The organism is Alteromonas sp. G4i35 (genome assembly GCF_054960375.1).
Window position 1 is genome coordinate 57628 of record NZ_JBHNZD010000026.1, and the last position, 23045, is coordinate 80672.

At 45.3% G+C, this 23045-nt stretch carries 24 protein-coding genes; 15 read left to right on the top strand and 9 right to left on the bottom strand.

All coding sequences use genetic code 11. The features are described from left to right. Positions 1 to 188: 188 nt before the first annotated feature. On the bottom strand, positions 189 to 1856 hold the full coding sequence (gene ettA, locus ACFI6L_RS16475) for an energy-dependent translational throttle protein EttA (protein ID WP_014950094.1): 1668 nt from the start codon (positions 1854 to 1856) through the stop codon (positions 189 to 191). Between the two features lie 292 nt (positions 1857 to 2148). Between ettA and lpxD the strand changes: the two genes are divergently transcribed. The 10 genes from lpxD (at position 2149) to ACFI6L_RS16525 (ending at position 10838) form a co-directional block, all read left to right on the top strand. Beyond that, positions 2149 to 3177, top strand: a complete 1029-nt coding sequence (gene lpxD, locus ACFI6L_RS16480; RefSeq protein WP_168534484.1) for a UDP-3-O-(3-hydroxymyristoyl)glucosamine N-acyltransferase — start codon at positions 2149 to 2151, stop codon at positions 3175 to 3177. A 154-nt stretch (positions 3178 to 3331) separates the two neighbouring features. Next, complete coding sequence (gene glyA / locus ACFI6L_RS16485; RefSeq protein WP_014950092.1) at positions 3332 to 4588, top strand: serine hydroxymethyltransferase; 1257 nt, start codon at positions 3332 to 3334, stop codon at positions 4586 to 4588. Positions 4589 to 4686: 98 nt separating this feature from the next. Next, positions 4687 to 5136, top strand: a complete 450-nt coding sequence (nrdR, locus tag ACFI6L_RS16490) for a transcriptional regulator NrdR (protein WP_012517538.1) — start codon at positions 4687 to 4689, stop codon at positions 5134 to 5136. Positions 5137 to 5186: 50 nt separating this feature from the next. Continuing rightward, entirely contained in the window at positions 5187 to 6326 is a 1140-nt protein-coding gene (ribD, locus tag ACFI6L_RS16495; protein WP_462574432.1) for a bifunctional diaminohydroxyphosphoribosylaminopyrimidine deaminase/5-amino-6-(5-phosphoribosylamino)uracil reductase RibD, read from the top strand. A 20-nt stretch (positions 6327 to 6346) separates the two neighbouring features. Continuing rightward, a complete protein-coding gene (locus tag ACFI6L_RS16500; protein WP_014950090.1) occupies positions 6347 to 7009 on the top strand; it encodes a riboflavin synthase in 663 nt (220 codons plus the stop codon). Between the two features lie 20 nt (positions 7010 to 7029). Continuing rightward, positions 7030 to 8130 (top strand): bifunctional 3,4-dihydroxy-2-butanone-4-phosphate synthase/GTP cyclohydrolase II, encoded by a 1101-nt coding sequence (gene ribBA / locus ACFI6L_RS16505; RefSeq protein ID WP_014950089.1) that lies wholly within the window; start codon positions 7030 to 7032, stop codon positions 8128 to 8130. 243 nt (positions 8131 to 8373) lie between these two features. Then, positions 8374 to 8847: a 6,7-dimethyl-8-ribityllumazine synthase gene (gene ribH / locus ACFI6L_RS16510; protein ID WP_014950088.1), complete on the top strand. Its 474-nt coding sequence runs from the start codon at positions 8374 to 8376 to the stop codon at positions 8845 to 8847. 12 nt (positions 8848 to 8859) lie between these two features. After that, positions 8860 to 9282 (top strand): transcription antitermination factor NusB, encoded by a 423-nt coding sequence (gene nusB, locus ACFI6L_RS16515; RefSeq protein WP_012518940.1) that lies wholly within the window; start codon positions 8860 to 8862, stop codon positions 9280 to 9282. Positions 9283 to 9330: 48 nt separating this feature from the next. Then, positions 9331 to 10296, top strand: coding sequence for a thiamine-phosphate kinase (gene thiL / locus ACFI6L_RS16520; protein ID WP_014950086.1), 966 nt, complete (start codon positions 9331 to 9333; stop codon positions 10294 to 10296). Between the two features lie 41 nt (positions 10297 to 10337). Continuing rightward, positions 10338 to 10838: a phosphatidylglycerophosphatase A family protein gene (locus tag ACFI6L_RS16525; RefSeq protein ID WP_014950085.1), complete on the top strand. Its 501-nt coding sequence runs from the start codon at positions 10338 to 10340 to the stop codon at positions 10836 to 10838. Positions 10839 to 10973: 135 nt separating this feature from the next. On the opposite strand, the gene dxs is transcribed toward ACFI6L_RS16525, so the two are convergent. From dxs to xseB, 3 genes are read right to left on the bottom strand one after another with little or no spacing between them, the layout of a single operon-like run. Next, positions 10974 to 12854, bottom strand: coding sequence for a 1-deoxy-D-xylulose-5-phosphate synthase (gene dxs, locus ACFI6L_RS16530; RefSeq protein WP_462574433.1), 1881 nt, complete (start codon positions 12852 to 12854; stop codon positions 10974 to 10976). 32 nt (positions 12855 to 12886) lie between these two features. Then, on the bottom strand, positions 12887 to 13777 hold the full coding sequence (locus tag ACFI6L_RS16535; RefSeq protein WP_014950084.1) for a farnesyl diphosphate synthase: 891 nt from the start codon (positions 13775 to 13777) through the stop codon (positions 12887 to 12889). A 29-nt stretch (positions 13778 to 13806) separates the two neighbouring features. Beyond that, positions 13807 to 14049, bottom strand: coding sequence for an exodeoxyribonuclease VII small subunit (gene xseB, locus ACFI6L_RS16540; protein WP_014976981.1), 243 nt, complete (start codon positions 14047 to 14049; stop codon positions 13807 to 13809). 410 nt (positions 14050 to 14459) lie between these two features. Between xseB and pomA the strand changes: the two genes are divergently transcribed. Beyond that, positions 14460 to 15221, top strand: coding sequence for a flagellar motor protein PomA (pomA, locus tag ACFI6L_RS16545; RefSeq protein WP_014950082.1), 762 nt, complete (start codon positions 14460 to 14462; stop codon positions 15219 to 15221). Beyond that, positions 15221 to 16150: a flagellar motor protein MotB gene (locus ACFI6L_RS16550; RefSeq protein WP_014976980.1), complete on the top strand. Its 930-nt coding sequence runs from the start codon at positions 15221 to 15223 to the stop codon at positions 16148 to 16150. Before pomA ends, ACFI6L_RS16550 begins: the two co-directional genes overlap by 1 nt. 86 nt (positions 16151 to 16236) lie before the next feature. On the opposite strand, the gene ACFI6L_RS16555 is transcribed toward ACFI6L_RS16550, so the two are convergent. From ACFI6L_RS16555 to ACFI6L_RS16575, 5 genes are read right to left on the bottom strand one after another with little or no spacing between them, the layout of a single operon-like run. Next, complete coding sequence (locus ACFI6L_RS16555; protein ID WP_014976979.1) at positions 16237 to 17493, bottom strand: SAM-dependent methyltransferase; 1257 nt, start codon at positions 17491 to 17493, stop codon at positions 16237 to 16239. A 2-nt stretch (positions 17494 to 17495) separates the two neighbouring features. Continuing rightward, positions 17496 to 18239 (bottom strand): DUF1365 domain-containing protein, encoded by a 744-nt coding sequence (locus ACFI6L_RS16560; protein WP_278347109.1) that lies wholly within the window; start codon positions 18237 to 18239, stop codon positions 17496 to 17498. Continuing rightward, a complete protein-coding gene (locus tag ACFI6L_RS16565; protein ID WP_278343913.1) occupies positions 18236 to 19501 on the bottom strand; it encodes an NAD(P)/FAD-dependent oxidoreductase in 1266 nt (421 codons plus the stop codon). Before ACFI6L_RS16565 ends, ACFI6L_RS16560 begins: the two co-directional genes overlap by 4 nt. Before the next feature lie 10 nt (positions 19502 to 19511). After that, entirely contained in the window at positions 19512 to 20231 is a 720-nt protein-coding gene (locus tag ACFI6L_RS16570) for an SDR family NAD(P)-dependent oxidoreductase (protein ID WP_462574435.1), read from the bottom strand. Then, positions 20228 to 20683, bottom strand: a complete 456-nt coding sequence (locus tag ACFI6L_RS16575) for a nuclear transport factor 2 family protein (protein ID WP_462574436.1) — start codon at positions 20681 to 20683, stop codon at positions 20228 to 20230. The genes ACFI6L_RS16570 and ACFI6L_RS16575 overlap by 4 nt, the downstream gene beginning before the upstream one ends. A 256-nt stretch (positions 20684 to 20939) precedes the next feature. On the opposite strand from ACFI6L_RS16575, the gene ACFI6L_RS16580 reads away from it, so the two are divergent. The 3 genes from ACFI6L_RS16580 (at position 20940) to ACFI6L_RS16590 (ending at position 22981) form a co-directional block, all read left to right on the top strand. Then, on the top strand, positions 20940 to 21515 hold the full coding sequence (locus tag ACFI6L_RS16580) for an LON peptidase substrate-binding domain-containing protein (RefSeq protein ID WP_014950075.1): 576 nt from the start codon (positions 20940 to 20942) through the stop codon (positions 21513 to 21515). A 118-nt stretch (positions 21516 to 21633) separates the two neighbouring features. Then, positions 21634 to 22245 carry a sigma-70 family RNA polymerase sigma factor gene (locus ACFI6L_RS16585; protein ID WP_014950074.1) on the top strand — a complete coding sequence of 204 codons (612 nt, stop codon included), beginning with the start codon at positions 21634 to 21636 and terminating at the stop codon, positions 22243 to 22245. Further along, a complete protein-coding gene (locus ACFI6L_RS16590) occupies positions 22238 to 22981 on the top strand; it encodes a ChrR family anti-sigma-E factor (protein WP_131137730.1) in 744 nt (247 codons plus the stop codon). Before ACFI6L_RS16585 ends, ACFI6L_RS16590 begins: the two co-directional genes overlap by 8 nt. The last annotated feature ends 64 nt before the right edge of the window (positions 22982 to 23045 follow it).

The window sequence follows — 23045 nt, forward strand, 5'->3', positions numbered from 1 at the left end:
TTAACGCTGTTATACCAGTCCGCGTAGATAATTGCCCACTGAGTGGGTAATGACCTATGTGGACTGGTATTAGTATTGGCTAATTTGCGTGGGTTCGCAATGAAAAGCGAACAAATAAAAAGCCGCTATCAGCGATAGCGGCTTTAGGCGTAAAGCAGAGGTACAGATCTTACATCTCTGAATTTGTGTTATTTAGACATACGCTTATATTTAAGGCGGTGCGGTTCAACCACATCTTGTCCAAATTCTTGCTTCAACCAGCTTTCGTAGTCTGAGTAGTTACCTTCGAAGAAGTTGATGTTACCTTCATCGCGGTAATCCATAATGTGTGTTGCTACACGGTCTAGGAACCAACGGTCGTGCGAGATAACCATGGCACAGCCTGGGAACTCCAACAACGCGTTTTCCAAGGCGCGAAGTGTTTCTACGTCTAGGTCGTTGGTTGGCTCATCCAGTAGCAATACGTTACCGCCTGCTTTAAGCAGTTTCGCAAGGTGAACACGGTTACGCTCACCACCTGACAAGTCTTTGATGAACTTCTGCTGGTCGGTGCCTTTAAAGTTAAAACGGCTGCAGTAGGCGCGGCTGTTAATTTCAAAGTTACCAATGCGAATAATGTCTTGTTCGTCAGAAATTTCTTTCCACACGGTGTTGTTTTCGTTCATGTGGTCACGGAACTGTTCTACCGCAGCAATCTGAACGGTTTCACCTAAGTCGATGGTACCTGAATCAGGTTGCTCAGCACCAGTGAGCATTCTGAACAAGGTTGATTTACCCGCGCCGTTTGGGCCTACGATACCTACAATGGCACCTTTTGGTACTTTAAACGTTAAGTCATCGATAAGTACGCGATCGCCATAAGACTTTTTAAGGTTGCTTACTTCAATAACCTTGTCACCTAAGCGCTCACCCGGCGGGATGAAAAGTTCGTTGGTTTCGTTACGCTTTTGGTAGTCGCTGGTAGATAGTTCTTCAAAGCGAGCCATACGGGCTTTACTTTTAGCATGACGACCTTTCGGGTTTGAGCGTACCCACTCAAGTTCCTGTTTCATGCTTTTCATACGCGCCGTTTCGGTGCGCTCTTCTTGCTCAAGTCGGTTTTCTTTTTGCTCCAACCAAGAAGAGTAGTTACCTTCCCACGGAATACCTTCACCACGGTCAAGTTCTAAAATCCAACCTGCAACGTTATCAAGAAAGTATCTATCGTGGGTAATAGCGACTACCGTACCTTCATAATCGTGAAGGAAACGCTCTAGCCATGCGACTGATTCTGCGTCTAAGTGGTTAGTGGGTTCGTCTAGAAGCAACATTTCAGGCTTTTCTAGAAGTAGGCGGCACAGCGCTACACGGCGGCGTTCACCACCAGATAGTTTGCTAACGTCCGCATCCCACGCTGGAAGGCGAAGGGCATCAGCAGCACGCTCTAATGCATTTTCTAAGTTGTGGCCATCTTTGGCTTGAATAATAGCTTCTAACTCGCCCTGCTCTTTAGCAAGGGCGTCAAAATCAGCGTCTGCTTCTGCATAAGCTGCATATACTTCATCTAGGCGAGTTAATGCGTGTTTAACGTCGGCGACGGCTTCTTCTATATTGCCGCGAACATCTTTTGTTTCATCAAGCTGAGGCTCTTGTGGAAGGTAGCCCACTTTTAAGCCCGGTTGAGGACGAGCTTCACCTTCGATGTCGGTATCTACGCCGGCCATAATGCGAAGTAAGGTAGATTTACCTGCACCGTTTAGACCTAGCACACCAATTTTGGCGCCTGGGAAAAAGCTAAGTGAGATATTTTTTAGAATGTGTCTATTAGGTGGGACGATTTTGCCCACGCGATGCATACTGTAAACGTATTGCGCCATGCTCTATCCTCGCTGAATAAGCGGTGAAAAATAAAAAAGTGATTGTGGTCTATTCTACTCGTAACAGGGTAGTTTGTGCCAGTTACTTACGCTTAGTGTATTTGTGCTTGGCGATATTTTAATCACTCATGCCAAAAAGATCGATTTATGCATCGGTTGGCGAGTTGATTTAAGGTAAACTTGTTTTTATAAGCATGAGTAAACATGGGCTTTAGGGTGAGCTAGCAAACAGCAATAAACAACCCAAAGCGATAGACTCAACACTATTCATATCTCTGAACAGGTAATTATGATGACCGCTATGAGTAAACGCACATACAGTCTGGAAGAGCTTGCCAAACATGTAAGTGGGGAAGTGCAGGGCGATGGAAACATTACTATCTCTGCAGTAGGTACGTTATCCGGTGCAGCATCGCACCAAATTTCGTTTCTAACAAATCCTAAATACAAGCCGCAGTTAAAAGATACTCAGGCTGGTGCGGTAATTCTGCACAAAAACTTAAAAGATGATAGCCCAGTTCCAGCGTTGGTTGTGGCAAACCCTCATGCAGCGTTCGCCCTCATCGCTCAGTTGTTTGATACTACCCCAGCGGTAGCGACAGGTATTGCTGATACAGCGGTTATTGCGCCATCTGCCCGCATCGGCAGTGATGTATCGCTAGGCCACAATGTAATCATTGAAGAGAACGTGGTTTTAGGCGATAGAGTTACGGTTGGCGCGAATACGGTTATTCGTAGAGGTACCCATATTGGTGAAGGCTGTACCATTCACCCGAACGTAACTATCTATCATGACGTTGTGATTGGTAAGCGCGTGACAATTCATAGCCAAACAGTTATTGGTGCGGCAGGCTTTGGTTACGCAAACGATAAAGGCGTTTGGATCCCTATCCCACAAACAGGGTCGGTTCGCATTGGTGACGACAGTCAGATTGGCGCAAGCAGCAGCATTGACCGCGGCGCCATGGAAGATACGATCTTAGGCACTAACGTTATTATCGATAACCAAGTACAAATTGGCCACAACTGTATTATTGGTGATCACTCTTGTATTTGCGGCGCTACAGGTATTGCTGGTAGCTGTCATATCGGCAAGCACGTTATTATCGGTGGTGGAGTGGGCATTAATGGCCACATTAGCATTTGCGATAATGTTCAGGTGACTGGCTATACCATGATTGTACAAGATATCACTGAACCGGGTGTTTATTCTTCTGGCCAGCCAGCACAAACCAACCGTGACTGGCGCAAAAATACGGTTCGCCTTGCCAAAATTGGTAGTTTATTTGACCGTGTTAAAGCCCTGGAAAAACAGGTCTGATCTCGCGCTGGCGCAGGTATTTCGTTAAACCTGCGCCATTTATATTAATTTGGTCACAAAGCGGTATACAAGCCCCCGAAAATGACTAGAATATGGCTCGAATTTGAGCAATCAGTGCGTAACGCCATATAAAAACCGCAGTTAAGGAGCCCCCATGTTTTCTCGCGAAATGAATATAGCCGACTTCGATCCTGAATTAGCCGATGCAATGTCTAAAGAGGTTGAGCGTCAAGAACATCACATAGAGCTAATTGCCTCTGAGAACTACTGTAGCCCACGTGTCATGGAAGCACAGGGGTCGCAGCTTACTAACAAGTACGCGGAAGGCTACCCAGGCAAGCGTTACTACGGTGGTTGTGAGCACGTAGACGTTGTTGAACAACTTGCGATCGATCGTGCAAAAGCACTATTTGGTGCAGACTACGCGAACGTTCAACCGCACGCTGGTTCACAAGCTAACTCTGCCGTATTCATGGCACTACTTGACGCAGGCGATACGGTATTGGGAATGAGCCTTTCTGAAGGTGGTCACCTTACTCACGGTTCACACGTAAACTTCTCTGGTAAAACCTACAATGCTGTTCAGTATGGTCTGAACAAAGAAACCGGTGAAATCGATTACGCTCAGGTTGAGGCACTTGCTAAAGAGCACAAGCCGAAAATGATTATCGGTGGTTTCTCTGCGTATTCTGGCATTGTTGATTGGGCAAAATTCCGTGAAATCGCTGATAGCGTTGGCGCTTACTTGCTCGTAGATATGGCGCACGTAGCAGGTCTTGTAGCAGCAGGCGTTTATCCAAACCCGCTTCCTCATGCTCACGTGGTAACAACGACTACTCATAAAACGCTAGCGGGTCCACGTAGTGGTCTTATCCTATCTTCATGTGGCGATGAAGCGATTTACAAAAAGCTTAACAGCTCGGTATTCCCAGGCAACCAAGGTGGCCCTCTTTGCCACGTGATCGCAGCTAAAGCGGTTGCATTTAAAGAAGCACTACAGCCAGAATTTAAAGTGTATCAGCAGCAGGTTGTTGCAAATGCGAAAGCTATGGTTTCTGTAATGCAAGAGCGCGGTTATAACATCGTTTCTGGCGGTACTGACAACCACTTGTTCCTTCTTGACCTTATCGACAAGGACATTACAGGTAAAGATGCTGACGCAGCACTTGGTGCCGCAAATATTACGGTAAACAAAAACTCAGTACCAAATGACCCGCGTTCACCGTTTGTAACCAGCGGTCTTCGTATTGGTAGCCCAGCGATTACTCGCCGTGGTTTCAAAGAAGAACAAGCTAAGCAAGTTGCAACATGGATTTGCGACATTCTAGATAACATGGGCGATGAGTCTGTTATCAAACGTGTTCAAGACGAAGTGGTTGCACTTTGCGCACAATTCCCTGTTTATAAATAAATAGGTTTGTGTTTTATTGCGTACTTTGGTACTAATGCTGGACTAACTAGTCTAGGTTCAATTTAGATACCTAAGTACGCAATATTTAAGGATTATTCATGTTTTGCCCGTTTTGTTCAGAACAAGAAACAAAAGTCATTGATTCTCGTTTGGTTGCAGAAGGGCAACAGGTGCGTAGACGCCGTGAATGTATGGTGTGTCACGAGCGCTTCACGACCTTTGAAAGTGCCGAGCTCGTGATGCCTCGCGTTATTAAACGCGATGGTTCTCGTGAACCGTTTAACGAAGATAAACTTCGTGCAGGCTTGCAACGCGCACTCGAAAAGCGCCCTGTGAGCACAGAAAAAGTTGAACAATGTATCCTCTCACTTAAGTCACAGTTGCGCGCAACCGGTGAACGTGAAGTGAGCAGTGAACTGCTCGGCAACCTAATTATGAAAGCCCTCAAAGAACTCGATAAAGTTGCTTATGTCCGGTTCGCCTCCGTTTATCGCTCTTTCGAAGATATTCGTGAATTCGGAGAAGAGATTGCACGATTAGGAGATTAAGTCGGCGACCTCTAAAACATCAGGCACTTAGGGCTACAACAGGAATCCAAGTGAACCACGATACGGTTAAAAACGATTATTTTTGGATGGCAAAAGCCATTCAGCTTGCCCAACAAGGGCGTTTTACCACTTCTCCTAACCCTCGCGTAGGCTGTGTAATTGTTGACGAAAACAATCACTTGCTCGGTCAGGGATATCACATTCAAGCTGGTACACCCCATGCCGAAGTGCATGCATTAAGACAAGCATCTAACGCACGTCCGCAGGGCGCAAAGGGCGCGACGGCATACGTTACACTTGAACCTTGTAGTCATTTTGGGCGCACACCGCCTTGTGCTGTTGCCTTAGTAGAAGCAAAGGTAGCGCGTGTTGTTATTGCTATGACCGACCCGAATCCAAACGTATGCGGTAACGGTATTAGCATTCTGCAGGAAGCAGGCATCGAAGTTGTAAGCGAAGTGATGGCTGCAGAGGCCGCAGCGCTAAACCCTGGGTTTATTAAACGCATGCTTACCGGTAAGCCCTTTGTTCGCGTGAAATTAGGCATTAGCCTAGATGGAAAAATAGCCCTTCAAAATGGGGTGAGTCAGTGGATTACTGGAGCAGAGGCAAGACGGGATGTGCAACAGTATCGTGCACAAAGTTGCGTAGTATTGACGGGTTCGGGTACGGTACAAGCTGATAATCCTAGCCTCTTAGTTCGTGAAAAAGAGGCTCAGTTTGAAAAGTATCCACTAGATCATATCCGCCAGCCAGCACGTGTGGTTGTAGATAGCAAAAGTAAGCTTAGTAGAGACTACACACTTTTTAACGACGGCAATATTACGTTCACGGCGACGTCACAGGCTCACCCAGACACCGCTACTCAGCACTATCTCCAACTGGACGAAAAAGACGGTAAACTCAATTTACATTCACTTATGTCAGCACTAGGCGATAAGCAATATAATGAGGTGTGGGTGGAAGCAGGCCCAGGCCTTGCCGGTGCATTATTGCAAGAAGGGCTGGTGGATGAACTTATTTGCTACCAAGCGCCTAAGCTTTTAGGTGATAAGGGAGTCAGTATGGTTAATTTACCCGCGTTCACGTCGCTAAATGAATGTATTTCGCTTTCGCTTATTGAAAATCGTCAAGTGGGTAACGATATTAAGCTTATCTTCCGTCCTGATGTTAGCAACACCCGTGGTTAACGCGATTAAAGAGGAACTTTATGTTTACTGGAATTATTCAAGCGCTAGGTACAATTAAGAAGCTTGATAACCGTGGCAACGATATTCGACTTACCGTTTCATCGCCTACGCTTGATATGTCTGATGTCGCACTCGGCGACAGTATTGCGACCAATGGTGTTTGCTTAACAGTGACTGATATGGGCCCCGATTATTATTGTGCAGATGTGTCGGCAGAGACCATCAAATTAACGGGCTTTGCACATTACAGCGCAGGCTCTACGGTGAATCTTGAGAAAGCGATGCGTCCAAGCGATCGTTTAGGCGGACATATCGTTTCCGGTCACGTTGATGGTGTAGGCGAGGTTACACAAATCATTAAGCACTCAGACTACGTAGAGTTCTGGGTAAAAGCGCCAGAAGCCTTGGCTAAATATATTGCGCATAAAGGTAGTATCACCGTTGATGGTATCAGCTTAACTGTTAACGAAGTTAATGGCGCAGAATTTATGCTTTGGATCATTCCTCATACATTGCAAGAAACCATTATGGGAAGCTATAAAGTGGGCACAGCGGTGAACCTAGAGGTTGATGTTATTGCGCGCTATTTAGAGCGATTGATGCTGGGCGACAAAGCTGCCGAGCCAAAAAGCAAAGGCATTGACATGGCATTTCTTGCCGAGAACGGATTTTTAAGAAAATAACCCTACAAGAAGCACACAACATGGCATTTAACACTACACAAGAAATTATTGAAGACATTCGCCAAGGTAAAATGGTTATCTTGATGGATGACGAAGACAGGGAAAATGAAGGCGATTTGATAATGGCGGCAGAGCATGTGACGCCTGAAGCCATTAACTTTATGGTAACCCACGCTCGCGGTTTAGTGTGTTTACCAATGACGCAAGAGCGCTGTCGCACCCTGAATCTTCCGCTTATGGTGGATAAAAACGAAGCACAGTTTTCTACCAACTTCACTGTGTCTATTGAAGCGGCAACCGGCGTGACCACTGGCATTTCGGCGGCAGATCGCGCAACAACCATTAAAGCTGCTGTAGCGAAAGACGCGAAAGCGACAGACATTGTACAGCCGGGTCATATTTTTCCGCTAATTGCTAAAGACGGTGGCGTGTTAAACCGCGCAGGTCACACTGAAGCTGGTGTAGATTTACCGCGTTTGGCAGGGTTAGAGCCTGCTGGGGTTATTGTAGAAATCCTCAATGAAGACGGCACGATGGCCCGTCGTCCAGAACTAGAAAAGTTTGCTGAAAAACATAATCTTAAAATCGGCACCATTGCTGATTTAATTGAATATCGCAATCTCAACGAAACCACCATTCAAAAGGTCGCTCAATGCAATATGCCAACCGAGTATGGTGATTTCGAGCTTCACACGTTTAAAGACAGCATCGACAACCAACTTCATTTCGCACTTAAAAAAGGCGAAATTAAAGAAGATGAGCCGACACTTGTACGTGTACACCTTCACAATACGTTTAGTGATCTTCTTGGGTCTACCCGCGGTATTCATCGCTCGATGACGCTTGCAGATGGCATGCGCAAAATTTCAGAAGACGGTGGCGTATTGGTGCTATTAGGTAAAGAAGAGCATATTGAAAGTCAGGTACGCCGCTTTGCCGCAGAAGACCGAGGCGAGCGCCCGACTGGCGCTGACTGGCAGGGATCGTCACGCACTATTGGTGTAGGCAGTCAAATTCTAGCATCAATGGGCGTACACAAAATGCGTCTTCTTAGTAAACCAATTAAATATCACGCACTTTCAGGTTACGGCCTTGAAGTAGTGGAGTACGTGCACGACTAGTACATAGCTGTAGGGCGGAGCTAAAGTGGAGAGGGAGTGCTCGTCGCAAACACGCGGTGAATACATCCTTGTACGCTCCGCCACCGCATCCATGCGGTGGAGGGTTTGCGACAAGCACTCCCTTCCCACATTGAGTTAAGCTGACGTACCCGTTTACGAATAGTTGAAGTTAAAGAAACAATCGATTTAGTTTGGGCGCAGTTGTGGTATACTTCGCGCCGTTTTTTCTCGAGGAATGAATCCATGCAGGTAATTGAAGGTAATATCAGAGCAACCGGTAAGAAATTTGCTATCGTTGTATCACGCTTTAATAGCTTTGTAGTTGAAAGCTTACTTGAAGGTGCACTAGATACACTAGAGCGTCACGGTGAAGTGAGTGATGACGATATCACGTTAGTACGTGTACCTGGTGCTTACGAGTTACCTGTAGTAGCTAAGAAATTAGCTGAGAAAAAGTCATTTGACGCCATCATCGCACTAGGTGCGGTTATTCGTGGTGGTACGCCACACTTTGATTTTGTAGCAGGCGAATGTAACAAAGGTCTTGCGCAAGTTTCTCTTGAATACGGTGTACCCGTATCATTTGGCGTAATTACAACAGATTCAATTGAACAGGCTATCGAGCGTTCAGGAACCAAAGCGGGCAACAAAGGTGCAGAAGCTGCACTTGGTGCGCTGGAAATGGTTAACGTTATCGATGCTGTTGAAAAGCTTTAAGGTAAACATTAAGTGAAAGTTTCAGCTCGTCGTAAAGCCCGTGAACTCGCTCTGCAAGGCGTGTATTCATGGCAAATGAGTCACAACGATATTCAGCAGGTTGAACTGGCGCTAGCCACCAGTAACGACATGCAAAAGGTAGATATGGCGTATTTCCAAGCTCTGCTTCGCGGTGTTGCACACAACGCAAGTAAGCTTGATGCGACCATCAAGCCTTACCTTGGCCGTTTGCCTGAAGAGTTAGACGCTATTGAAAAAGCAATCTTGCGCATTGCGACGCTGGAACTGACCGAGCGCATTGACGTCCCTTACCGCGTAATTATTAATGAGGCGATTGAGCTTGCTAAAGCATTTGGTGCTGAAGAAAGTCACAAGTTCATTAATGGTGCACTGGACAAAGCAGTGCGCACATTGCGCAAAGACGAGCGCGACTAACCTTACCGTGGCGGCATGGACTGCCGCTAAAAGGGTTTAAAAATTACCGTGAAAGAATTTGATCTTATCGGCCGCTACTTTTCAAACAGCGGCCACAAACGCAAAGACGTTGTTATTGGTATTGGTGATGACTGTGCTGTAACAACGGTTCCTGAAAACCAACAGCTTGCCGTTACCACAGATACCCTGGTTGCAGGTGTGCACTTTTTGAAAGACGCACCGGCGAAGTCTGTTGCGTATAAAACAGTGGCGGTAAACTTAAGCGACCTTGCCGCAATGGGCGCAGAGCCAGCGTGGATTAGCTTATCTCTGTCATTACCGGAAGTGGACGAAGCTTGGCTAGATGACTTTGTTTCGGGCCTTTATGAGCTAACTCAGTACTATTCTGTACAGCTTATCGGTGGCGATACGGTTAAAGGCCCAATGGCGTTCACGATTACAGCTCAAGGCTTCATACCGCCAGGTTCTGAGCTAACGCGTAGCGGCGCTAAGCCAGGTGATTGGCTTTATGTCACGGGAACGCTTGGTGACGCAGGTGCAGGTTTAGACATCCTGCAAAATAAGCTGAGTGTAAGCGGTGAAGCGAAAGATGTCTTGGTAAATCGTCATTACTTCCCAACTCCTCGCGTAGCGGTGGGCACAGCTATCCGACGTATTGCAACGTCGTGCATTGATATCTCTGATGGTTTAATTTCAGATTTAGGTCATATCCTAAAAGCGTCTAATTGCGGTGCAAATGTTCATGTAGAGCGTTTACCGTTGTCACGAGCATTAACAAGCGCGGTTACACCAGAGCAAGCTATCGAATACGCGCTGTCTGCAGGCGATGACTATGAGCTTATCTTCACTGTAAGTGAAGAGCAGCGCGGAAGTCTTGAAACCTCGTTGGCAAGCACAAACGTGAAAGCCACATGTATTGGCCAATTAACCGGTCATAACGGCACACTTTCATTGCTCAAAGACAACGAAAAGTACACACCTGTTAACGTGTCAGGTTACGAGCACGCCTTTTAGGCGGCCTATTTGTCCGACAAAAGCAATAAAAAGGAAAAAGCATGCAGGCTGAGTTTCGCGCTAGAGTGAGTATGAAAAATCCCGTGCATTTTCTCGCACTAGGCTTTGGCAGTGGACTTATTCCTTTCATGCCGGGAACCTTTGGCTCACTTGCTGCGTTGCCCCTACTTATTGCCTGTAGCCAGATTTCCCTAATTTCCTTTATCGCGCTTACGCTGATATTCTCAGTTGTAGGCATTTACCTGTGTGGCAAGACTGCTGACGATATGCAGGTTCACGATCATGGCTCTATAGTGTGGGATGAAATAGCGGGCATGTTTGTGACCTTTCTGTTTGTACCTATTTCAGCGTCCTCTTTACTTGTAGGCTTTGTTCTATTCAGGCTTTTCGATATCTTGAAGCCTTGGCCAATAGGTATCATAGATAAGCGCTTACACGGCGGTACAGGCATTATGCTTGATGATCTTATCGCTGGCGCCATGGCATGCGGTTGTCTACATTTACTAATAGCGTTTTGGCCTGCCGCATTGGCTTTGTTTTAATTCATTACGAATATTCGCCGCCATTTTGTTAGACTTACCTCAAAGGAAAGCCAGTTGACGGTGAGCAAACTATTTACGAAAAAGCCCGCAAAATAGCGGGCTTTTTAATGTCTTAGTAATGATTTTAAAGCTTAATTAGTTAGCGCTTAAACTGCTAGCCGCCGCAATAATACCTTCAGCATCTAAGCCGTGCTCTTTGTACATTTCCTGCTGAGTGCCTTGCAATATAAAGCTATCAGGCAGCCCTAACATCTTCACCGCTTTTAATACGCCATTTTGCTGTAAGTGTTCAAGCACCGCACTGCCAGCTCCCCCCATAATACAGCCGTCTTCCAACGTAATAAGTGCACTGTGCTCACTGGCAGCTTTTAATACTGCGTCGCCGTCTAACGGCTTAATGAAACGCATGTCGATAACGGTAGCGTCAATCGCCTCTGCAGCTTCAAGCGCGTAGGGCAGTAGGCAGCCAAAGTTTAAAATGGCGATACTTTCAGACTTGCCTTTTGATGATTCTCGACACGTACGAGATTTACCAATCTCAAGCTCTGTCATAGCTTCGTCAGGCGTGACACCCATGCCAGCACCGCGAGGGTAACGAACAGCAGCTGGTTTTTGTAGCTTGTGACCCGTGTAGAGCATTTGACGACATTCATTTTCATCTGAAGGAGCCATAACCACCATATTCGGAATACAGCGCAGGAAAGCGATATCAAACGCCCCCTGGTGAGTAGGGCCATCTGCGCCAACAATACCGGCTCTATCAATGGCAAACAATACGGGTAAGTCTTGAATCGCCACATCGTGAATGAGCTGGTCGTAGGCGCGCTGCAGGAACGACGAATAAATAGCAACAACCGCATTCATACCGTCTTTGGCAAGGCCTGCGCCAAAGGTCACCGCGTGCTGTTCAGCAATCGCAACATCGAAATACTGCTCTGGAAAACGCTGAGAAAACTCAACCATGCCTGAACCTTCGCGCATGGCTGGCGTTACCGCCATTAGCTTAGGGTCTTGTGCCGCCATATCACACAGCCATTTCCCAAAGATTGCAGAGTAGGTAGGGGCTGAAGGCTTAGATTTTGGCAAAGCGTTGTCAGCCGGATTGAATTTTGGTACCGCGTGGAACTTGATAGGGTCTTCTTCAGCAACCGCGTAACCTTTACCTTTCTTGGTGACTACGTGAAGTAGCTGCGGGCCGTCAAACTTGCGCATATTGCGTAGCGTATCGACAACACCATTTACGTCGTGGCCATCGATAGGGCCAATGTAGTTAAAGCCAAGCTCTTCAAATATCGTGCCCGGGACAACCATGCCTTTAATGTGTTCTTCTGCACGGCTGGCAAACTCCTTAATAGGAGGTACATTGCTTAGCAGCTTTTTGCCGCCATCGCGTATAGAGTTGAAAAAGTTGCCTGTAAGCAAGCGAGCTAAGTGACTGTTCAACGCACCTACGTTTTCAGAAATAGACATTTCGTTGTCGTTAAGTACAACTACCATGTCTTTCTTGATATCACCAGCGTGATTAAGGGCTTCAAACGCCATACCAGCGGTCATAGCACCGTCGCCAATTACCGCTACAACCTTTCTGTTTTTGCCTTCTTTTTCGGCAGCCACAGCCATGCCCAGCCCTGCACTAATCGATGTAGACGAATGACCAACTGCAAAGGTGTCGTAGTCGCTCTCAGGCGGCCATGGGAAAGGGTGCAGACCATTCTTTTGGCGAATGGTGCTCATGCGCTCTGCACGACCTGTAAGGATTTTGTGCGGATAAGCTTGGTGACCTACATCCCACAGCAGTCGATCGAAGGGGGTGTCGTACACATAGTGCAAAGCGACGGTCAGTTCCACTGTGCCTAAACCAGATGCAAAGTGCCCACTAGTTTGGCTTACGCTTTTAAGTAAGTACTCACGCAACTCATCGGCGAGCTCGCGTAATTTGTCTTGGGGCAACTGCCTCAATTTATCGGGTGTTTGCGCAAGCGCAAGCGTTGGGTAATGTTGGAGATCTAAACTCATGTACTTATTATCTTTTTCAACATGGCGCGTGGCTAATGGTCGCGTTTTACCAAAAGCTCGCTAAACGCAATTAAACTGTCAGTATTGTAGGGTAAACGCGCCAATGCTTGAAGTGCATTATCGTGAAGCATTTCTAATTCTTGTTTAGCGCCTGTAATACCAAGTTTGGCTGGAAAGGTATTTTTCCCTAACGCTTCGTCTGACCCCGCGGGCTTACCTAATTTTTCGCTACTGCCTTCCACATCTAAAATATCGTCTTGAACTTGGAAAGCTAGCCCAATATCCGCGGCATAAGCCATTAAGTCAATTTTAGTTTGAGGCAGTAAGCCTTCACTAACAATGGCGACCATTTCTACGCAGGCTTTTAACAATGCACCGGTTTTCAATCTATGCAGCTGTTTTAGTTCTTCTAGCGAGATGGTTTTGCCGGTGCTTGCTAAATCGATAGCTTGCCCACCGCACATACCTATATAACCCGCACTTTTCGCAAGTACAGACAGTAACTGGCTACGCTTTGTTTCAGCATACGTGCTTAATGGCGCATCAGCTAACACTGTAAATGCAAGTGCCTGCAGCGCATCGCCAGCTAAAATAGCGGTAGCCTCATCAAAGGCAATATGGCAGGTTGGCATACCGCGGCGCAAGTCGTCGTCGTCCATGGCTGGTAAATCGTCGTGGACTAACGAGTAGGCGTGCACACATTCAATGGCCATACTAATAGCCATTTGGTCTTTTTTGGGCACGTCTAGGGTGTTACCTACTACTTGAACAAGTAGTGGCCGCATCCGTTTACCGCCAGCAAGTAAGGCGTGACGCATTGCGTCTTTCAAGCGCGGCGCGTAATCGGGTAATTCGTCAATTAATGTAAGAAGAGATGCATCAGTTTGCTGTTTAACTTGCTGATGCAAAGCAGAAAAATTCATAGATTGCCTGTTAGTTAAAAATGAACGATTTATGGCTGTTCACTTTCAGGAAGAGGGTGGAGCGTTTCTTCGCCTTGTTCACTGAGCAGTATCTTTACTTTTTGCTCGGCGTTTTCAAGAGATTGTTGGCCTTGGCGGGAAAGTGCTATACCGCGCTCAAATTTTTCTAGTGCTTTATTAAGAGGCAGATCACCGCTTTCCATTTCGTTAACGATAGCTTCTAGTTCTGATAAAGTTTCTTCAAAAGACGCTGATGCTTTTTCTGTCGTCATAAAAACACTCAATATAGTGGCCAAAATACGTATACCGCGCACATTAACCGAGGGTTGCACAAGGGTCAAATGGTTTGTCCGTATATCGCCTATATCACAGTAACATAGCTTTTTTTTCATCCAGTTCAAAAGGCAACATACAAGCAAATTGTGCTATATTCGATGCAGGGTTCACTAACCTTTCAGAAGTAACCGTGTTATTTACTGTGAAGGAAAAAGTAAGGAGCTGAAAAAGCGCTAGGTATTTTAGTTTAGAAAAAAGACAAAGCCGCGCTTTTGCATAGAACCTACTTCATAATAAACAAATAAATGTGATATTTTTCAATAATGTCGTTTTAGTATTTCTATCTTTTGCCGATAGGGTATTTGTACACTAACAGCACTGACTGCGCATAAATGGGGAAGAGTGAGTGGATTTAGCAACCGTCATAGGTATGTTGGGCGCCATTGGTTTCATAGTGATGGCTATGATTCTGGGCGGCAGCTTGGGCATGTTCATCGACGTGCAATCAATACTTATTGTATTCGGGGGAACACTATTTGTTGTCCTATCTCAGTTTACGTTGGGTCAATTCTTCAGTGCGGGTAAAGTTGCTGGCAAAGCATTCATGTTCAAAATTGAAACGCCTGAAGAGCTTATCGAGAAGATTGTTGAAATGGCAGACGCTGCGCGAAAAGGCGGGTTTCTGGCACTAGAAGAAGCGGAAATTTCAAATGAGTTCATGCAAAAAGGTGTGGACATGCTGGTTGACGGCCACGACATTGAAGTGGTGAGAGAAACGTTAGCTAAAGATATTTCTATGACAACGGAAAGGCATGAGTTCGGCGCTTCTATATTTAAAGGAATGGGTGACGTAGCACCAGCGATGGGTATGATTGGTACTTTGATCGGTCTGGTTGCCATGCTTTCAAACATGGATGACCCTAAAGCCATCGGCCCTGCCATGGCGGTAGCGCTATTAACCACGCTTTATGGTGCCTTTTTTGCCAACGTCGTGTGTTTGCCAATTGCCTTTAAACTGGCGGTAAGAGCTGGAGAAGAGAAGTTAAACCAGAGTCTTGTTCTTGACGGTATTGTGGGTATAGCCGACGGCCAGAACCCACGTGTTATCGAAGGGGTATTAAAGAACTACCTTGCGGCGAGTAAACGCGGAAGCGCAGAGGAAGAGTAATGGCCGAAGAAGAATGCCCAAAATGTCCCCCCGAGGGGCTTCCAGCCTGGATGGGAACCTTCGCAGACCTGATGTCGTTGCTTATGTGCTTCTTTGTACTGCTACTTTCGTTTTCGGAAATGGACGTACTGAAGTTTAAACAAATTGCAGGCTCTATGAAGTTTGCTTTTGGTGTGCAAAATAAAATTGAAGTAAAAGATATTCCAAAGGGCACCAGTGTTATTGCTATGGAATTTCGTCCGGGTAAACCTGACCCTACGCCCATTGAATCCATTCAGCAGCAAACTAACGAAATGACCCAGCAAATGCTGGAATTTCAGGCTGGTAACGAAGACTCTGCCGGAGGAAGGCAGAAGCAGCGCGGCGAGCAGCGTGGCGGACAATCTCAACAAACGGCTACTGAGTCGTCTTCATCGGCTGAGCAAAGCACCGATCAGTCGCAAATGGCTGAACTGATGAAAAAAGTAGCGCAGCAATTAGAAAAACAAATTCTAGATGGTTCGGTGGAAATGGAATCGTTGGGTCAGCAGTTAACCATTCGAATCCGTGAAAACGGTTCCTTCTCGGCGGGCTCGGCCTTTTTGCAGCCCCAATTCCAACCGGTGTTGAGAAAAATAGGTACGCTGTTGGCGGATGTGCCTGGAGAAATCGAAATTTCAGGGCACAGTGACGGCCAGCATATTGCTAATGAACTCTATCGTTCTAATTGGGACTTGTCAGCGCAGCGCGCTGTCGCGGTCGCTGAAGCCATGCGTACCGCGCCAGGGTTTGACGAAAGTCGTATGTCGGTAGTGGGTAAGGCAGATACCGATCCAATTGTAGAAAATGCCACTACACCTTCAGACCGAGCGCAAAATCGCCGCGTTGAAATTAATATCAATCAGGGTAAGCCAATGCTGTCGAAGCCTATATCAGTTGTAGATGAGTAGTGTTTCGACCAAGTGTCAGCTTCAAACAAGAAAGCGGCGCCAAAAGGGCGCCGCTTTTTTGTCACTACTATCGATAATTAGCGTTGTTAAACACGAGCCAAATCAAGTCTGTAATGAGGCTTTGAAATCACAAGCTGAACGGTACTGATTGTTCTTTCTAAAAAACCACCTTCACAATATTTCAGGTAGTAGGTCCACATTCGCATAAAACGCTCGTCATAACCGTCGTTTAAAAGCTCATCTTTTGCAGAAATAAATGCTTCATACCAATGGTTCAATGTTTTCGCATAGTCAATCCCGATGTCGTGTAAGTCACGAATCATCATATTAGTATACTTTTTCAGGTGAGCGTTAAGCTGGTGCTGAGAAGGTAAAAATCCACCCGGAAAGATATATTTCTGAATAAAGTCGACACTATTTGAATAGCTGTCGTAACGTCTGTCATCAATGGTTATTGACTGAAGCAGCATTAGGCCGTCGTCTTTTAAAAGTGACGAGCATTTCTCAAAGAAATTTCCTAAAAATTGTTTGCCTACAGCTTCAATCATCTCGATAGACACGAGCTTATCGTACTTGCCTTCAAGTAGGCGATAATCCTTTTTCAGCAAAGTGATTTTGCTTTCAAGTCCTTCTCGGGCAATCCATTCTTTTGCCCATGCATGCTGCTCTTCTGAAATGGTAGTGGTCGTTACGCGGCAACCATAATGCTTAGCAGCATAGACGGCTAGCCCGCCCCAGCCCGTGCCAATCTCTAGAAGATGATCGGTTTCGCTAAGCTGTAACTTGTCGCAAATGGCTTTGAGCTTGTAATTTTGTGCATCATTGAGAGTTGCATTCGGATCTGGGTATATGGCTGACGAATACATCATTGTTGGGTCAAGGAAGCGGGTATAAAGCTTATTACCCAGATCGTAATGCGCCTCGATATTTTTCTTGGCTTGGTCCTTTGTATTTCGACGTGCAAAGTGTTGAATCTTGTTGATGGGCATAGTCACCCATTTAAATTTATTCTCCCATTCGTCAAGGGTAGATAAATTCCTAGCAAACACTCTTACCACGGCTGTTACGTCGTCACTGTCCCATAACCCATCCATGAATGCTTCTCCGGCGCCCACACTTCCGCCAAGCAATAAGCGTCGATAGGCTTGTACATCCTTGATATTTACCGTTGCACGCAAATCGCTTTCGTCTGTGCCGAAACGCGCAACGACATCGCCGTTTTCTTGAATGGTTAAACTGCCAAAAGGCAGTTGTTTTAAGCATTGTAGGAATAGAGTTCTACACGCTTTATCTACAAAGGAGACCTCTGAGGTGGTCAGTAGTACAGATTCACCAAAAGACATTGTTATTGTTCCTGACTTTTTTCTGGGTGTGTATACAGTGGCGTTCGTTTAAGCAATAGTTTAAGCGCGTGCCAATAAATTCCAGCCACAGTTTTTATTGTCATACTGGGTATACGTTTAAGTGCCGCAGATAGATTCGCATTATCTAAAGTAAATTTAGTCAAATTTATCCCTGCACTGAACTCTTTGTCGTCTCTTACACAATCCATCGCAAGTGACAGTCTAGTCGACGGCTGCGATATCGACCATTTGTAGGTCATATCCATTGGATTAAACGGGGAAACATGAAAAGCTTTTGGCGTATCGTCTTGAGTATCTAGATTTACAAGGTAGTGATGACGCTCATTCCACGGCGTATTACTTACTTCTGCAAGCATATGTGTATACTTACCTTCGGCATTGCGTAGGTAATAGAAATTCACCGGGCTGAAATACAGCCCCCACATACGCAGTTGTCCCAGCATAAAGACATCGCCTTGAAGCGTCTTCCCTCCGTTTAACTCTGTCATTCTGTCTATTACTGCCTGACCTAGAGGTAAAGAGGGATCACCTAAATAGTCTTCACGCTTGAAACGCACTCTAGCCTTGTCGTATGCAGAGAAGCGTTTTAACGTTCTGGACAAGGTTTCGAGTTCGTTGCTCTCAAGCTTTAGCCAAAATAAATAAATGTCATAGTCAAATTTATGCTGAGTAGGCTTAAACCGTTGGTGATAAACCTTACCCTTGTAGATGGCACTTTCTATCACAGGGCTTCACCAAAGCGAGAACAAACATCAAGTGCGCTAGTTACGCCGTCTTCATGAAAACCGTTATACCAGTAGGCTCCACAAAAATGTAAGTTGTCTACGCCACAAATTTCATTTCTTCTTGCTTGGGCGTTGACCATGCTGGCACTGTATTGCGGATGTGCGTACTGATAGCTTCGAAGAATACTCTTTTGGTCTATTTCCGCAGTATTATTTAACGTTACACAGTAGGTGCTTTGTGCTTCAAGGCGTTGAAGAATATTCATGTTATAAGTGACAGAAGCGGGGCGGGCTTCCTCACTTGCGTCTTCTTTTAAGCTGTAATTCCAACTCGCCCAAGCTAATTTTCTTTTAGGCAGCTGTGAAATATCTTTGTGCATCACCACGTCGTTTTCTGCGTAAGGGATATTTCCAAGGATATCTCGATGCAGCGAAGTCGGTGAGTGAATCATTTTTAACGCTTGGTCACTGTGGCACGCAAATACCACATGATCATACATCGCAGCGTTGCCTGAAGAGTCGGTAACCTGCCACTTATCATCGCTTTTCGCTACCGACAGAACGGCCGTCGATAGCTTTATCTTAGACTCAAATGGTGCGATTAAAGGCGGAATGTATTGGCTTGACCCACCTTTAATTGTGTACCACTGAGGACGGTCGGTAATATTGAGCAAGCCATGGTTGTTGAAAAACTGCAAAAAGAACGTGAGTGGAAACTTTCTCGTTTGCTCTAAGCTGCTGGACCAAATTGCGGCGCACATAGGCAAAATATAATAACGTGCAAAGTCATCGCTGAGTTTTAATTCTCTAATGACGTCTTCTAACGTAAGTGAAGAAGTATTACGGTTTTCTGCGACCATCGCTTTACACGCTTTGTTAAACGTCAATATGTCTTTCACGATGCGCCAAAATTTAGGCCTCAGAATATTACGCCGCTGTGCAAATAAACTGTTTAAGTTATTGCCGTTGTATTCGAGGTTTGCCTTTTTACTCATTACAGAGAAGCTCATCTCTGTTGGTTGATACTCAACGTTTAACTGATTAATGAGCTTTATAAAATTAGGGTAGGTCCAATCATTAAAAACGATAAAACCTGTATCGATATGGTGAGTTTCCCCGTTGTCGCTTATTTTCTTCGTTGCAGTATGACCACCTATATAGTCATTTGCTTCGTACACAGTGATGTCGTGCTGCCTATTTAGAAGGTGCGCGCAGGTCAAACCAGAAATACCTGTGCCAATGATGGCAATCTTATTGTTCATTCATCTTCTCTTATTGTTTTTCTCTCATTGCCAACGACAATCGCTTTTGCAGTGGGGTTGGCAGTATATGCATAAAGCGCAGAATAAAACCAAAGAACCGAGGGAAGAAAACTGTTTGTTTGTTGCCCTCTATTCCTTTAAGCATAGCGTCAGCGGCTTCTTCAGCGCTAATTTTCATTGGCATTTCAAAATCGTTTTTATCTGTGAGGGGCGTTTCTACAAATCCAGGAGACACCGCTTGCACTTTCACGCCTTTGTGGTGAAGGTCTACTTCTAATGATTTAGTAAAATAATGTAGGGCAGCTTTGCTCGCACCGTACGCTTGCGTTCGTGTGAAAGGGAGTAGGCGAGCCATGCTGTCAACAATCACAAGCTTGTCGCCTTGCTTAAGTCGTGGAAGAAGAGCGTCTACACAATGAACAACGCCAAAGAAATTAGGTTCGAATACGCGGCGAAACATGTCTGGCTCGAAGTCGTCGATATCTACATATTCGCAGGTACCAGCGTTGAGTACAGCAATGTCAAATTTAACCGTTGCTAGCGCCCGTCGAGTATCGTCTAGAACAGTGACATCGAACTGGCATGCGCTAATATTATTGTACTTACTGAGCTCGTTGAGTGTGTCTTCATTTCGACCACAGGCAATCACTTGATAACCGCTGTTTGCAGCAGTTATTGCTAATGCTTTACCAATACCCGATGTGGCGCCAGTAATTAGAATACTTTTCACTTTGCTAGCTTCCCTTTAATTTTTTTAACGACAAAACCTAGGATGGGTACGTGCTCATAGACCATTTCGCCCAAGTCGTAATAATCTTTGTGGTAAATAATGCTGTCATCGCTGACACCAAGTTGCGTGGTGCCATCTAGCGTAATTTGCTTATCACTATCTTTCAGCGTAAGGGTCATCGTCCAGTTTGCGATATGGGTAACCTTTGCATGACTTGATGGATGCTCTTTTGTGCCATTGGGCGAGCAAGTAAAAATGTCCGCAATGTCGAACTTACAGCTTTCGGCCTGCGTCAATAAGTTGGAAAAATAGCGTTTTACTTCATCAATGCCATGGTGTGTAGTGATTGGGTCGATAAACAGTATGTCGTCGGCATAGATATGTTCTAGGTCGTCTGGAGAAATTTGACATATGTCTGTGTAAATTTTACAAAAGCGTCCAATGACGTCCATGGCCTTTCCTTAACTCATAATTCAAAATCAGATTTGCATATCGGTAATGTCGACGCTTAAAAAAATTCGCGGTTATTTTCACGTTCAAATTGCAAGTCTCTGATATGAAATCTGTTAATGTTTTATTTAAAAACTAAATTACATTAATCGTCGTGCTAAAGATCATGTTTTTCCATTTATATGTGAAAAATTTTCCCATTCGATCCTAATTGTTCTCACTTGCGTAATTATTTTCGTGTTTTCGGAAGTGCTGAGTATGAGTGTAGAACGTTTTCCTTTATTTCCTTTATCTGCGCACCTTTTGCCGGAAGGTAGAATGGCATTGCGCATTTTTGAGCCACGATACGTGCGAATGGTTAAGCAGGCATGTGCTGAAAATAAAGGCTTTGTGATGTGTATGCTTAATGCTAACGGTGACAAAAATTTGAATGAGCATATTCATAAAATAGGTACTTATGCGCAGGTTGTTGACTTCGACATGCTCGATGATGGGTTGCTTGGCATAAAGGTTGCTGGTTCTCATTTAGTTGAGGTAAGTAGCATAGAAGTTGAAAAAGATGGTCTTCGTACCGGTAGTTGCAAGGTGTTAGAACCTTGGCAGTGCGATTTGGCTCCTCAACAAATAGCGCCTATGGACGAGCGACTTAAAGAAATATTTGGAAATTACGAAGAGTTGGCATCGCTTTATGAATCACCAAAGTTTGATTGCCCTAATTGGGTATTAAACCGGTGGTTAGAATTATTGCCAGTAGACGGCTCGCAAAAACAGCACTTTTTAGCGCAAAGAGAATGTACCAGTTTACTGAACTATCTCTCTGCACTAATCGCTTAGTCGTTGAGTCGGATAAAGACATTACAAATTCGTAATCCAATATTAGCGATTTTCGCAAACGTTTTAAGTCATAACGCCGTAGAATGATACAACCAAAACGGAAAAGCGGACGAATCTTATGTTAGTTGGAATTCCTTTGGAACAAAGTAACAGCACAATCAAGCCTAAAGAGTGTGCAACTGAAATGTCTGATTACCTTGTCGCGGTTGCAGACACCCGATGCAAGCGTTCATTTGCGAGAGTGTTTAACTACTTCGCGCCTCGGCTGCGTTCTTATGCACTGAAACAGATGGGTAATGAGGCACTGGCCATGGAACTGGTACAAGATACTATGTCGAATGTATGGCAGAAAGCGCACCTGTTCAATGCAGAAAAAGGTTCTCCGTCAACGTGGATTTTCACAATCGCACGCAACATTCGCTTTGATATGCTTCGAAAGCTGCAGAATAGAAAAGAGGATGTTTGTTCTGACGATCTATGGCCGGTTTTATGCGAACAAACAGCCGATGCAAACGAGGCGCCACTTGACGAACAAGTTACTTTAGAGCAGATTGGCTATTTGTTCGAATCACTACCTGTAAAACAGAAAGCAGTGGTTGAAGCTATCTATATTGATGGCAAGTCACAACAAGAAGTCGCCGATGAGCTTTCAATTCCATTAGGTACAGTAAAGTCGCGGACACGTTTGGCACTTCAACGATTAAAGGTCATGTTAAACGATAATGATTAGGTTTCACCCAAGTGCCCAGCAACTTAAAGATTTTGTTGAGGGCACATTGTCACCTGCTATATCACTGATGGTCTCTGCACATTGTGACATGTGTGAGAAATGTCAGCGTTTTGTTGAAATTGAAACGGAAAGTCTTGCTGCTCAAATGGTTTCGAACGCCAATTCATCGGCAAGCGACAGAGCTGAAATGTCGCTTCAGTTTGGTGACATGCTATCCCAAATTACGCAGCTCCCATCATCGAAACAAAATAATGCTTTGATGGAACAGCCCACAGCGTATCGTGAGCCCGTAAAGAAGCGGGCGGCCTTGCAGGCGCAGGCAAGTGCAAATACCATCGAGTTAGATGGAAGGGTATTCACTTTACCCAGAACGCTTCACCGCTACATCGATAAGACAGGTAACTGGTCAAGTTTGGTCGGGAAGCTGTGGCAGGCGCCAGTTGACCTTGGAAACCAAGGTGTAGCTAATTTTATCTTTATGGGAAGTGGTGGTAGTGTACCTGAGCACACGCACCGTGGAACGGAATATACATTAGTCATTGATGGTGAGTTCAGTGATGGGCTAAGTCGTTATGATACCGGCGACTTTATTTTCATGGATGGTGATAAAACGCACACGCCAAAATCCGAAGGTAAAGAAGGCTGCCTTGTATTTAGCATTGTCGATCAGCCATTGCACTTTACTTCGGGCCTTGCAAGATTGTTAAACCCTTTTAGTCACTTGTTTTTCCGCTAGTAATCTATCAAGCGAACGCAGTCAATATGTGAGATCCAGATACAAAAAAACGCACAAATGTGCG